The sequence below is a fragment of the Paenibacillus sp. J22FR83 genome (assembly GCF_059691955.1).
In genome coordinates, this window is record NZ_JCAUAM010000012.1 from 202,544 (window position 1) to 216,120 (window position 13,577).

Here is a 13,577-nt window from a genome sequence, read left to right on the forward strand (position 1 = left end):
AGGCCTCCCTCCGCAAGGGACGAGAGACCGTGGTACCACCCTAATTTGTCTACCTGCCTAACATAAAATTAAGCGCATGTAAACCTTCAGGCTCTGATAACGGAGAGCTACCGTTTAGCATAATTAACTGTGGTTGGAGTCCGGCCTAGGTTCCGGTAATTCTATACACAGTGTTCAGCTTCAAGCTCAAGGATCCATTCGGTCTGCTTGTTTCACCGGTTCGCACCAACCACCGGCTCTCTGAGAAACGGGAGACAAACTTACTTGTTCCTGTCATCGCAATTGATTTCCTATTATTATACACCCTTAAGTATCAATGTCAATCAAGGACATTGTCCTAGATAGCCTAGCATGTACATAGGATAGTTACATACCAATTCCTTCGGCAAAGGGGTGTCAACGCATTGTCCTCAACTCTATACCGGTGGAGCCTTCCCGTCTCCACGGTGATTTGCGCTTTTCTCTTGTTTCTGATCGTCACAACAAGACAACTCCCCCCTATGGGGATAGTCATGGAACCTATCAAACATATTTTCCTGGCTTTTATGGACATCTTCTTAGATGCGCTTCCATTCATGATTCTCGGCGTACTGTTATCTACGATCGTTGAGAACTTCATTCCTGAAGGGGTTATTGCACGATTAACTCCCAAGCACCCTCTCGGCGGCATCCTATTCGCCTGTGTGCTGGGAATTATGTTCCCCCTCTGTGAGTGCGGTATGATTCCTTTCGTACGCAGACTGATGCGCAAAGGCATGCCGGTCTACATCGCTGTCATTTTCATCCTAGTGGGGCCTATCCTTAATCCTATCGTCTTTGCCTCGACTTGGATGGCTTTCCGCGGCAACCCAGCCATGGCTTACTCACGAATGGGGCTCACCTTCGGCGTGGCCCTAGTCATTGGCTTCCTGCTCACGCGTTTCCTCAAGAGTAACCCATTGCGGCATCCAATTGAACCCGCAGCAACAAGCTTAACACATACCCATAATCACACACTTGGAAATCAACCCATCGAACAACATGATCATCATCACAGCCACGATCATAAGCATGATCACAAACACGATCATAGTCACAATCACTCGCATGACCACCATGGACATGATCACCATGGTCACAATCACGTCCACGGAGGCAGCCGGCTCATGACCATGGTCAGCCATGGCTCCTCTGAATTGTTCGAGATGAGCAAGTATTTGATGCTAGGCGCCCTTTTGACCTCATTAATACAAACATTCGTCGCACAGGACAGCCTGAGCGCCATCGGTCAAGGCGCCTTCGTCTCTCATGTGTTCATGATGGGCTTCGCTTACCTGCTCTCATTATGCTCAACCACAGATGCCTTCGTCGCAGTCTCCTTTGCCAAGTCATTCTCGCCTGGCTCCCTACTCGCCTTCCTAGTGTTCGGCCCCATGATCGATGTAAAGAGCACACTGATGATGCTGTCAATCTTCAAAGCACGATTTGTATTATCACTTTCCATAGCTGTTGCGATAACAGTTTTGAGCGGATCTCTTCTGTTTATGCACTTTTTTCTAGCTTAAGTGGCGTGGATAGTCCGTCGAATTATTCTATGGCCACTATCCCCTTCGCTCAGTGTGTCGTCTCCAATGTGCTATACTGAGCTTAGGGGATAGTGATGTTAGAAATCTTTCTAACTCATAGACATTCGCCAAAAAAAGCCCTACCCGAACAAGTCGGATAGGGCTTTTATCTTGAAAGCAATTAGATTTTCAAAATAGCGCCAGCACTAGCGTTTGTTACCATTTTGGTATAACGAGCTAGGTACCCAGAAGTAATCTTCTGTTGGAATCCTGCCCATGACTCACGGCGTTTAGCAAACTCTTCCTCGCTGATTTGCAATTCGATTTTGCGTCCATCCATGTCTACATCGATGATGTCACCATCATGTACGAAAGCAAGTGGTCCGCCTTCGGCAGCTTCAGGGGACATGTGACCTAGTGAGATACCGCGGGAAGCTCCAGAGAAACGTCCATCCGTAATCAAGGCTACTTTCGCGCCTAGACCCATACCTACGATTTGGGATGTTGGTGCCAACATTTCTGGCATACCAGGTCCACCCTTCGGTCCTTCATAACGAATGACAACAACGTGTCCTTCTTTTACTTTACCGTTTGCGATACCGTATAGAGCTTCGTCCTGGGAGTCGAAACAGATCGCTGGCCCTACGTGACGTCCGCCAACGGACTTATCAACAGCACCAACTTTTACGATACTGCCTTCTGGCGCCAAATTACCGAATAGAACAGCTAATCCGCCGCGTTCACTGTGAGGGTTCGTAAGTGGACGAATCACGTCAAAGTTCTGAATTTCACGACCAGCCACGTTCTCGCGAAGTGTTTGTGCTGTAACGGATAGACAGTCACCATTGAAAGCACCTGGTTTTTTGAGCAACTCATTGATTACTGCACTCACACCACCAGCCAAATGAACATCTTCAATGTGGTAATCGGAAGCTGGAGCGATTTTCGCAAGGTGAGGAACGCGCTCTGCTACTTCATTAATACGAGCGATTGGGTACTCGATACCTGCTTCTGCCGCGATAGCCAATGTGTGAAGAACCGTGTTCGTGGATCCACCCATCGCCATATCCAAAGCAAATGCGTTATCAATCGCATCAATCGTTACGATATCACGCGGCTTGATGTCTTTCTCGATCAGAACCATCAATTGCTTCGCGCAATCTTTAACGAATTGCTTGCGCTCTTCTGCAACAGCAAGAATGGTTCCGTTACCTGGCATAGCAAGTCCAAGACCTTCAGCTAAACAGTTCATGGAGTTCGCCGTGAACATACCAGAGCATGATCCACATGTAGGACAACCATATTGTTCAAGCTCTTCCAGACCCGCTTCATCCAATTTGCCCGCTTGGAAAGCTCCAACGCCTTCAAATACGGAAGAAAGGGAAATGGATTTACCGTTTTTATCTTTACCGGCTTTCATCGGTCCACCACTTACTAACATCGTTGGGATGTTAACGCGGAGGGCACCCATGATCATACCCGGTGTAATTTTGTCACAGTTAGGAATACAAACCATGCCATCAAACCAGTGCGCGTTAACGACTGTTTCCAAGGAATCCGCAATAATCTCACGGCTTGGCAAGGAATAACGCATCCCGATATGACCCATGGCAATACCATCGTCAACCCCAATAGTATTGAACTCAAAAGGAACACCGCCAGCTTCGCGGATCGCTTCTTTCACGAGCTTACCAAATTCTTGTAAATGAACATGTCCAGGAATAATGTCTATATAAGAGTTACAAACCGCAATAAACGGCTTGCCGAAATCTTCCTCTTTAACGCCGGCTGCACGTAGTAAGCTACGGTGTGGAGCGCGGTCAAAACCTTTTTTAATCATGTCACTGCGCTGTTTTGGATGTGCCATATTATATTCCTCCTAGAATTCATATCTGTTATGAAAAGAATGAAACTATCATACCACACTTCTCGCAATTTTTCTCCCTTTAGTGTGATGACGCATCAACGTACGAGAAACACCGCGCACAACATCCTTTAAGCTTTTCGACGATTCAAATGAACGAATGTAATTGCTAGCGCCAAAACAAGCACGCCGCCCTTAACAATATCGAACCCGAAATATGGAACGTTGAGCATCGTGAGTCCATTCAAAAGTACCCCAATTAGTACAGCTCCAAAAAACGTACCAATTACATTAGGTTTCCCTGCTCCTAGAACAGAATACCCTACGAATACAGCGGCTACTGCTTCCATCAACAGCGGTGAACCGGCATCAATTTGCCCAGAACCTACACGAGATGCGTACAGAATACCGCCAATTGCTGCAAAAATACCAGAAAGCACATAAGCCGCAAATCGGATTTTGTTAACAGAAATACCGGATAAACGAGCCGCTTCGCGGTTCCCTCCTGTAATATACAGCTGGCGACCCCAACGTGTGTAAGTAAGGAACACATGCACCGCAATAACCGCAACAAGCATAATAACAACAGGAACAGGAACACCTAATAGCTTGCCTTGTCCAATCCATAGAAATTCGGAAGTAAATTTCCCTGGTGCCACCGTGCCATCTTGGAATCTCATATTGTTGTATATCGAGAAACCTTTGGTATACGTTTTTTGGATTCCACCAATGATATACATCATGGCTAGTGTGGCTAGTAGATCGGGAATACGCACTTTCACGATCAACACAGCGTTTAAGAATCCGATGATTGCACCGATAAGTAACGGCACTAGAATAACAAGATAGAACGGTTGGTCGTACCAAACCATCATGGCTGCCGCTGATACGGTAGCTAATGACACAGTTGACCCAGCGGATAAATCGAAACCATCGACAATCTGAGATAATGTAACACCGATCGCGACAAACATCACAATCGAGATCGAGCGTAAAATATCCGCGATATTGTCATACGTCATAAAGTTTTCATTGATAATGGAAAATATAATAAGAACAAGTGCAATAATAAACAAAGCACCATATTTAAATGAAAAATCCAAGCTTTTTTCCTTCAAACTATTCAGCCTCCCCCGCGCTCGCATACGTTAAAATGAGATCCTGCGTCGCTTCCGCGCGGGACAGCTCCTTCACCACAGACCCATAGCTCATCACGATGATGCGATCGGCAATTCCTATAATTTCATTCAGTTCACATGATAAATAAATAATTCCTTTACCTTCCGAAGCCAGCTGACCGATTAAGCGATAGATATCGCTTTTGGCGCCGACATCAACCCCTTTGGTCGGCTCATCAAACATGTACACGTCAGCGTTTGTCGGCAGCCATTTGCCTACCGCCACCTTCTGCTGATTCCCGCCGCTCAGGTGCTTCACCGTGCGATTGGGATCGCCTGGCTGTACGCCTAGCTGACTGACCATTTTCGCAGCGTACGCATTTTCCTCGCTGCGCTTCACGAAGCCAAGCGTGCTCAGCTTGCGCAAAATCGGCAGCGACAGATTGCGCTTCACTGTCTCTTCCACGAGGACGCCCTGTTTGCGACGCTCCTCAGGCACGAGCGCAATGCCGGCGCGCACGGCATCCTCCGGCTGGCGCAGCGCGAGCTTGCGCCCGTTCAGCCACACCTCGCCGCCGTCCGCGGCGTCGGCGCCAAAGATCAGTCGGCTTAACTCTGTTTTGCCGGCGCCGACTAGACCGACGACGCCGAGGATTTCCCCTCGGCGGAGGTCAAAGGAGACGCCGCGCACCTTGGTGCCGCGGCGCAAGCCCTTCACCTCGAGGAGGGTACTGCCAATGGGCACATTGGCTTTGGGAAATTCCTCGGTGAAGGTTTTACCCAACATCGCCTCGATGACGGAGGCGATGTCCATGCTTCTGGCCGCCTGTGTGAGCACATGTCGGCCGTCGCGCATAATCGTGATCCGATCAGCAACACGGAACACTTCTTGCAAGCGGTGGGAGATGAAAATAATTCCCACGCCTTCTTGCTTCAAGCTTTCCATAATGCGGAACAGCCGCTCAGACTCTTCCAAGCTCAGCGGTGCCGTCGGCTCATCGAAGATAATAATCTTTGCTTTATGCGCCATAGCTCTTGCAATTAACACTAACTGCTTCTGCGAAATGCTCAACTCATCAATTTTGCTCCGCACGGAGAACGTCGCGCCAATTTTCGCCAGTATTGCCTCAGCTTCCTTATGCAGCTTACGCCAGCTCACCCAAGCTTCTCCTTGGACGAGTTTATCGATCATGACATTTTCCGTAACCGTTAATTCCGATACTAAAGCTGTATCCACCTCTTGATAGACACAATAGACACCGTGATCCATAGCATCCTTTGGTGTACGAATGACCAACGGTTGATTATGAATAGATAGATGCCCCGTATCGTGCGTATAAGCACCGGATAATATTTTCATCAAGGTACTCTTACCTGCACCATTAGCCCCGAGCAAGGCATGAATTTCTCCCGCTTGCAGGTCGAAATCCACCTCCTGAAGTGCCTTCACACCTGGGAAGGATTTTGTAATCTCCTTCATTTGCAATAATGAAGTTAAGTCTTCCTGATCCTTCAGCATCTAATTTCACCTCGCTTCTTAATCTGAAAGTCCCACCGCAAAGTAGCGATGGGACTGCATAGAAAACCTTATTTTTTTTCTGCTGCTTTCATCCAGTCCGTATAGCCTTGTTGGCTTCCGCCCCATCCTTTTACGTACTCGCTAAGTTGAGTAGTGTTGATTTGTTTGTCTTTAGGCAGTTGGTCTCTGGATACATAAACAGGCTCCAAAACCACTTTCTCAGGCGTTTGATCGCCATGCAGCTTTTGATACAAATAACGAACTTGTACACGACCGATATCTTTTGGATCTACGGCTGAAGAAGCTACCCAAGGGCTTTTCGGATCTTGCAAAAGCTGTAGATCTTCGTCACTTAAGTCGATACCGTAAACTTTAATTTCGGTACGCCCTGCTTGTTGAATGGCTCGTGAAGCGCCTTTTGCGAACTCATCCCATGCCGCCCAAACCGCTGTAATATCACCTTTGTTCGGGTACTTTTTCAAAATCGCTTCCATTTGTGTTTGTGTATCTAATGCCGGATCTTTCGCTGTTCCGAAAGCGGCTACTTCTTTGATATCCGGATATTTCTTTTGGAAAGCTTGGTAAGCCAGTTGTCTGCGCTCCATTGGTGCGAAGCCAGCTACCCATACTTTAACGATATTCCCTTTGCCACCAGCATCTTTAGCAAGTTGCTCCAGCGTGGCATCCGCCATTTTTTGATCGCCTTGCTCCAGGGATGTCACATTAGGGACTGTTAGGATCGAGTCAAAGCTAACAACAGGAATTTTCTTCTCTACCGCTTTCTTCACACCAGCTTCAAGTGCTTCTGCTGTACCATGATCGATAAGGATTCCATCGAATTTCTGGTTAATCGCAGCATCTAAATTAGAAGCCATTTTTGCCAAATCTGTATCTGCTACGAAAACCGTAACCTTGCCGCCAAGTTTTTCAACTTGCTCTTTCACACCTTCAACATACTGTGAAGAAAACGTTCCTGTATTGAATTGCATAACAAGGGCAATTTTTTTACCTGATAAGTTCGATGCACTTGCACTTGCTGCAGGAGTTGCTGTTTCACTTGCACTATTTTTTTGTCCGCAAGCTGAAAGCACACTTCCTACTAATGCTAAACTAATGAAAACGTTAAGTAATTTGGTTCTTTTCATGAATTTCCCTCCCGATCATACTCTCACTATTTCCCACTGAATCTATCGGATTATTATACCGAGTCATCTACTAGGAATTTAGATTATAGTAGCATTAGAGGGAACTTCCGTCAATATAATTCTGTATCTTTTCGACAATATTCTACAAGAGGATTGTGTTTACTTACTTCCTCCCAAAATCCGCCTTGATCTCGCCCCATTTTTTCGTGTCCCACTTGACGATCTTATTGGTATACGTATTCGTATGCAGCCATTTTAAGGCGCGATCCACTAAGGTCCATATTTCCGCCGTAGACGCATCTCGCACCAAATTAGTAGATACTTCCTTCTTCCGAATCCAACTTAGTGCTGTAACCGAATCAGTATAAATGGTTTGTTTACTTCCTTTTTTTTGCAGGTAAGCCAGTCCATGTACGATGGCTAGGAACTCGCCAAGATTATTCGTTCCCTTCGATATCGGTCCTTGGTAAAAAATGATCTCACCTGTCCGTGTATCAACGCCCTTGTACTCCACAATTCCTGGATTTCCGGAACAGCCTACATCTACTGAAATACTGTCATAATCTACCTCAGGTGCCGACTCCGGAGTCGCTGACTTTTTAGCAGCCCCTTGCGCTCCGCCAGTTCCTTTTGCCGCAAAATTAAGTGACTTCTGCCACCCTTTCTCTAGTGCTTGTCGAGCTTCCCCTTCGGATTCATAAGACTTGAACTTGGCTTGTGGGTAGCCATTCGTTTGCGCTTGGCATTCTGCCCATGAACGATACACACCTGGCTTGTGCCCAACCCAAACCACATAAAATTTCGATGCAGCCATATTATTCACTCCGTAATGTAAGTTGTAATTGCTGAACCAACTCTTCGACGACCTTCACGGTATCCTGAAAATACGGACGGTAATCCAAATCTGCAACAAATCGCAAATAGGTTTCCCCAATGTCTACAAGTTGTTCCCGATATTCGCGAACTGGGATAACATGTGTCTCTAGCTCACGATACGAACCATTCGTTCGCTCTTCAACAGAAGAGAGCTCCAATTGCTCCCCAGGCAAATGCCTAACAACAAAGGAGAAGCCTCTGCACTCAGGGTCACCGCACCCGCACACAAAGAACGGCATCCGCTCCCATTGATCGGCAGGGGCGAAACGGTTCGGTGCTGTGTCATGCAGTGCGCTGTGTAACAAAGCAGGAAGACCAACATCAATGCATAAAGGTTCTTCAATAATCAGACTATCTTCCACAGACATATGAACATCCGCTTGAATGATTTGCAAATCTTTATCTAAGGACCAGCCCTTAATTGCTAGTTCAAACATGCATTCTCCCCGCTTTCCTGACGTCCATTTCTCCATTATAACAAAGTCGAAACATTCCTGCTTTTACGCTTTATAAAAAGGATTAAATTTCCAAAAAAAGTGTGAGTAATATTTACAAAATTGTTCATACTACCTATTACTGGAGGTGATATCAGATGGCTACAGGACAATCTCGCAGCAGTAACAACAATAGCAACAGTAACTCCCTTCTAGTTCCACAAGCATCATCAGCCCTAGACCAATTGAAGTATGAAGTTGCTCAAGAATTGGGCATCCAAATTCCTCAAGATGGTTACTATGGTTACATGACGTCTTATGACACAGGTTCTATCGGGGGCAGCATCACGCGTCGTCTCGTTCAAATTGCTGAGCAACAACTTGCTGGTTCAAGCAATACATTCAGCAGATAATTTCGCTCCAAAATACTTAGGTAACAAAAGGGCTCTCATCCGGGTAGATACTCGGAGAAAGCCCTTTTTTTCAACCTATTTAATGTCGTAGATTTTGTACAAGTCATCCAACATAATGTTAGCTGATCGAACGCCGCCACCCGTATTCCAAGTAGCATCATTTACCTTGACAAGTTTATTTTCTTTTACTACTTTTAGGTTTTTCCAAAGCGGATCATTCATCCACTCTTGCTCTTGTTTATTGCCTTTGCCATCGCCGATTTCATACGTAAAGTAGAATACGCGATCTGCGGCATCCAGCTCAGTTAAACGTTCTTTCGTAATATCTTCGAACGATTTTTCGCTACTTTTTGCATCCGAACGAGCAAAGCCTAGCTGTTTGAAGACAACACCTGAGAACATATCATCAAAGTAAAATCTCGTTTTACCACCCATAAACCGGACGACTGCTACTTTTTCCTTCAGCTTATCGCCTGCTTTGGCTTTGAAATCATTGATTCGTTTATCGAAATCAGCGATGACTTTATCGCCTTCTGCTTTCTTATTAATTGCGTCTGCATACAGGCTGAAATTATTTTTCCATTCGCCGCGCAGCGTTTCGGAGAAAACGGTTGGCGCAATGGCTTTCAATTGCTCGTATACTTTCTCTTGACGAAGCTTATTACCAATAATTAAATCAGGTTTCAATGATGCAATAACTTCCAAGTTCGGTTGACCTTCAACACCTAGCGTGGTCACGCCTTGCATGTCCGCTTTAAAATGATCATACCAAGGATTACCATAGAAGGATTCAACAGCGCCAACCGGCTTAATTCCTAGAGCAAGCAAAGCTTCTGTTCCTTCATTTGTTAAAATAACAACACGTTTAGGATTAGCAGGAACTGCTGTTTCTCCCATAGCGTGCTTAATTGTGCGAGGTGCATCCGATTTCGCTGTTTCTTGTGGTGCTGCGGATCCAGTCGTAGTCGACTCAGATTTCGCTCCACAAGCGGCTACAACCATGCTCAATACGAATAAACATGCAATAAGAGCCCAAGCTCTTCCTAGTGTGCGACGTTTTTTACTTACCATACTGTTCGTGTTCCCCCTTAGTTGACTATAAACATGATAACGATTCTCACTACTTTGCACATATTACTAGAATAATAGCAGGTTTGTCAATATATTTGATAATGATTCTCATAATCGTTGACTTCAACATCGGTAAACTTTAAAATAAACGAAGCGAGAAAGTAGGAAGGAAGCAGACAATCACCATGCGTACATCAACGACAGAACGGCTCTCTCATTTTTACAAAAGTATCGGTTTACTAGCGGCAGTATGTGTACTCATCGCATTAATGCTCAGCAGTGTCCGATTCGGCATCAAAACGTATACTTGGGATCAAATCACCACCTCCTTTGATCCTTCTGATAAACCCACGAATGAATCCATTATCATTCAAACAGTGCGAATACCTAGAGCCTTGATTGCTGCTCTTGTTGGCGGAAGCTTAGCCGTCGCAGGTGCCTTAATGCAAGCGATGACTCGAAATCCACTCGCTTCACCCAGTATTTTCGGAATCAACTCTGGTGCCGCATTTGCGATTGTTGTAGCTGTCAGCTTTTTCAATGTATCCAGCCTCACGCAATTCACTTGGATTGCTTTTCTAGGGGCTGCCGTGAGTGCTACATTGGTCTATGGGCTTGGGTCGCTAGGTCGCGACGGCTTAACACCGATGAAAATCACGCTGGCAGGTGCTGCGATGACGGCTTTTTTTGCTTCACTCACACAGGGCATATTGCTAGGTAATGGCAAAGCCTTCGAACAAGTACTCTACTGGCTTGTAGGCTCTGTCGAAGGGCGCACAATGGCTATGCTGCAATCCGTGTACCCATATATGCTGCTCGCTTGGATCGGAGCGCTCTTGCTATCCCCCCACATTAATGTCTTAGCCATGGGTGATGATATTGCCAAAGGATTAGGACAACAGACCGTGTACATCAAACTAATTACAGCACTTATCATTATTATTCTTGCTGGTGGATCTGTAGCTGTTGCGGGTCCGATTGTATTCGTCGGCTTGATGATTCCTCATATTGTTCGATTTCTTGTCGGGATTGACTACCGATGGGTTATTCCTTATTGCGCTGTGCTAGGCGGCATTCTGCTGGTTAGCGCCGATATTGGCGCTCGCTTCATTATTATGCCGAAAGAAGTTCATGTTGGTGTCATGACCGCAATCCTAGGTGTTCCATTCTTCATCTACATCGCACGCAAAGGGGGACTCCTGAAATGAGTACTTCTAAGCGAGATATTATGATTCGAAGTAAGCGTTACTCTTTTTTAATTAGCAAAAAAGCCATTATCATTACGTTAACTCTATTCCTTGCCCTCATCCTCATGATGATCATAAGCACAGGTGTCGGCAGTATTACAATCAAACCTATGGATGTCATAAAAGCTGTATTCGGCTATGGAGCGGACTCAAGTATGATGATCGTTCGCACATTGCGTTTGCCTCGTGTCATTGTAGCTGTCCTCATTGGTGCCTCATTAGGTGTTTCTGGTGCTATCCTACAAGGGATTGTACGAAACCCGCTTACATCACCAGACACGATTGGAACAACTGGAGGCGCAACGCTAGGCGCTGTATCGTTCTTCTTCTTTTTCTCAGATAAACTCAGTATTCATTGGCTGCCAGTCGCCGCTATCCTAGGGGCATTCCTTGCAACCCTGCTGGTTTACCTCTTCTCTTGGAAAAATGGCATCACACCGCTGCGACTTGTCCTCATTGGAACGGGACTAACTGCTGCAATGAGCGCAGTATCATATCTCATGATGCTTACTGGGCCAATTGTACTAGCTCAACAGTCTCTAACTTTCATGACTGGCAGCATCTATGGCGTATCATGGGCCAAAGCGGTTTATCCCCTGCTCCCTTGGGTTGCAGTATTAATTCCCGTTATCTTCTTCTATTCACGGCACATTACAATTCAATCACTTGGTGAAGATATTGCACAAAGTGTAGGAAGCCATGTACAGCGCCAACGGTTTCTATTAATTATGCTTAGTGTTGCATTAGCCGGAGCTGCTGTCGCCTTTGGCGGTGCGATTAGCTTCATTGGGCTTATGGCTCCACATATTTCACGTAAACTCGTCGGTCCTAGCTTCGGCTCCTTAATTCCTGTATCTGCACTCACTGGCTCTCTACTGTTGCTGGTCGCGGATTTATGTGGTCGTTCCCTATTCAAACCACACGATATCCCAGCAGGCGTTTTCACAGCAGCCATTGGCGCACCTATTTTCATCTACGTCCTATACCGCAGTAGAAATCGCGTATAATCAGCATTTGCACGACAAAGGAGAAGAAGCTAATGACAACCTCAGACCAAGCACTCGAAGCCCAGTCGCTTCAATTGACATATGGCGATTCAACCATTTTCCAAAGTTTAAATCTGACCATCCCGAAGGGTAAAATAACCGTATTTATCGGCAGTAATGGCTGTGGTAAATCCACGCTGCTACGCTCACTTGCTCGACTCATGAAGCCTACTTCGGGGAGCATATTATTGGACGGAAATGAGATCGCTAAGCTTTCCACCAAAGAAGTTGCAAGACGAATGGCGATCTTACCTCAAGGGCCAACAGCTCCGGAAGGTCTCACTGTCAGACAGCTTGTCAAACAAGGACGCTACCCATACCAAAGCTGGCTGCAGCAATGGTCTGAGGAAGATGAGAACAAAGTGATGAAGGCACTCGAGCTAACCGATATGAAAGAATTTGCTGATCGTACCGTGGATTCACTTTCTGGTGGGCAACGTCAGCGCGCTTGGATTGCCATGACCTTAGCGCAAGATACACCTACTCTACTGCTCGATGAACCGACCACCTATCTCGATCTTACCCATCAAATTGAAGTATTGGACTTATTATTTGAATTAAACGAGAGAGAACAGCGCACCATTGTCATGGTTTTGCATGACATTAATCTAGCTTGCCGCTATGCGCACCACATTGTAAGCATACAAAAAGGCACCGTATATGCCGAAGGCAAGCCAGAGGATATCGTCAATGCATCTTTGTTACGCGAAGTGTTCGCTATGGATTGCCAGGTTACAACTGATCCTATCTTTGGGACACCGATGTGCATCCCGTATGGCAAAGGTCGTATATTAGTAAGGAAAGAACCCCAATCACAAGCGTGATCGGGGTTCTTCTTCCACGAAATATGAAGGGTATGAGTGCTAAATCGTACGTGCGTAAGAGGCCATATTGTAATTGCTTTCAAACATGATGCTTATTGAAATCATATTCTTTCTTACCGCGAAGTCGAACATGATCTCTCCATGCGTCCAGCTCTTCTTGCGCTTCAGGGATTCAATAGCCATTTGACGAAAAGTTTGAAATTGTAATTCAGTCAACCCCGCGTTATCAACTGCTGACAATACACCATCTGAGCTTTCAAACGGCAAATGTTTAATCCCAAATTTGCCAATGTCATTGTTGCGGATATGAACAAAAACCGTGCCTGAATTCACATGAGAAAGCTCATCTTTAATCTTACGAAATACCACATCAATTTGTCTCGCGAGTGTCAACTGTTCCAATTTTGTATTACTCCTCCTTAAATTACGCTAATTTACTAATTATGTTAATTTTTGTGACTGTAGACCTATTATAC

General features: G+C 45.7%; 13 protein-coding genes and 1 other annotated feature. Of the genes, 5 read left to right on the forward strand and 8 right to left on the reverse strand.

Going from position 1 to position 13,577, the window contains the following annotated elements; all coding sequences use genetic code 11:
- Positions 1-12 precede the first annotated feature (12 nt).
- Positions 13-286 (reverse strand) — a binding site (T-box leader).
- 226 nt (positions 287-512) lie between these two features.
- Positions 513-1,544: a permease gene (locus tag AC58PV_RS22265; protein WP_497434636.1), complete on the forward strand. Its 1,032-nt coding sequence runs from the start codon at positions 513-515 to the stop codon at positions 1,542-1,544.
- A gap of 181 nt (positions 1,545-1,725) precedes the next feature.
- Here AC58PV_RS22265 and ilvD read toward each other — a convergent pair whose 3' ends face one another.
- The 6 genes from ilvD to AC58PV_RS22295 form a co-directional block, all read right to left on the reverse strand.
- On the reverse strand, positions 1,726-3,411 hold the full coding sequence (gene ilvD, locus AC58PV_RS22270; protein ID WP_497434637.1) for a dihydroxy-acid dehydratase: 1,686 nt from the start codon (positions 3,409-3,411) through the stop codon (positions 1,726-1,728).
- 128 nt (positions 3,412-3,539) lie between these two features.
- Positions 3,540-4,526: an ABC transporter permease gene (locus tag AC58PV_RS22275; RefSeq protein WP_497434639.1), complete on the reverse strand. Its 987-nt coding sequence runs from the start codon at positions 4,524-4,526 to the stop codon at positions 3,540-3,542.
- Between the two features lies 1 nt (position 4,527).
- Entirely contained in the window at positions 4,528-6,045 is a 1,518-nt protein-coding gene (locus tag AC58PV_RS22280; protein WP_497434640.1) for a sugar ABC transporter ATP-binding protein, read from the reverse strand.
- Positions 6,046-6,113: 68 nt separating this feature from the next.
- Positions 6,114-7,190 (reverse strand): sugar ABC transporter substrate-binding protein, encoded by a 1,077-nt coding sequence (locus AC58PV_RS22285; protein WP_236288887.1) that lies wholly within the window; start codon positions 7,188-7,190, stop codon positions 6,114-6,116.
- 163 nt (positions 7,191-7,353) lie between these two features.
- Entirely contained in the window at positions 7,354-8,004 is a 651-nt protein-coding gene (rnhA, locus tag AC58PV_RS22290) for a ribonuclease H (RefSeq protein WP_497434641.1), read from the reverse strand.
- 1 nt (position 8,005) lies between these two features.
- Complete coding sequence (locus tag AC58PV_RS22295) at positions 8,006-8,503, reverse strand: hypothetical protein (RefSeq protein WP_497434642.1); 498 nt, start codon at positions 8,501-8,503, stop codon at positions 8,006-8,008.
- A gap of 155 nt (positions 8,504-8,658) precedes the next feature.
- On the opposite strand from AC58PV_RS22295, the gene AC58PV_RS22300 reads away from it, so the two are divergent.
- Complete coding sequence (locus tag AC58PV_RS22300; protein WP_497434644.1) at positions 8,659-8,913, forward strand: alpha/beta-type small acid-soluble spore protein; 255 nt, start codon at positions 8,659-8,661, stop codon at positions 8,911-8,913.
- Between the two features lie 75 nt (positions 8,914-8,988).
- Here the strand turns inward: AC58PV_RS22300 and AC58PV_RS22305 are convergent, their stop codons facing one another.
- The gene (locus AC58PV_RS22305; protein ID WP_497434645.1) at positions 8,989-9,984 is read right to left on the reverse strand and encodes an ABC transporter substrate-binding protein; all 996 of its coding nucleotides are present in this window, start codon (positions 9,982-9,984) and stop codon (positions 8,989-8,991) included.
- Between the two features lie 185 nt (positions 9,985-10,169).
- Here AC58PV_RS22305 and AC58PV_RS22310 point away from each other — a divergent pair, with 185 nt between their 5' ends.
- Genes AC58PV_RS22310 through AC58PV_RS22320 form a run of 3 tightly spaced genes read left to right on the forward strand, consistent with a single transcriptional unit; the run spans position 10,170 to position 13,101 of the window.
- A complete protein-coding gene (locus AC58PV_RS22310; RefSeq protein ID WP_497434646.1) occupies positions 10,170-11,192 on the forward strand; it encodes a FecCD family ABC transporter permease in 1,023 nt (340 codons plus the stop codon).
- Positions 11,189-12,238: a FecCD family ABC transporter permease gene (locus AC58PV_RS22315; protein ID WP_497434647.1), complete on the forward strand. Its 1,050-nt coding sequence runs from the start codon at positions 11,189-11,191 to the stop codon at positions 12,236-12,238. The genes AC58PV_RS22310 and AC58PV_RS22315 overlap by 4 nt, the downstream gene beginning before the upstream one ends.
- A 32-nt stretch (positions 12,239-12,270) precedes the next feature.
- Entirely contained in the window at positions 12,271-13,101 is an 831-nt protein-coding gene (locus AC58PV_RS22320) for an ABC transporter ATP-binding protein (RefSeq protein WP_497434648.1), read from the forward strand.
- A gap of 39 nt (positions 13,102-13,140) precedes the next feature.
- Here the strand turns inward: AC58PV_RS22320 and AC58PV_RS22325 are convergent, their stop codons facing one another.
- Positions 13,141-13,503, reverse strand: a complete 363-nt coding sequence (locus AC58PV_RS22325) for an O-methyltransferase (RefSeq protein WP_497434649.1) — start codon at positions 13,501-13,503, stop codon at positions 13,141-13,143.
- Between the last annotated feature and the right edge of the window lie 74 nt (positions 13,504-13,577).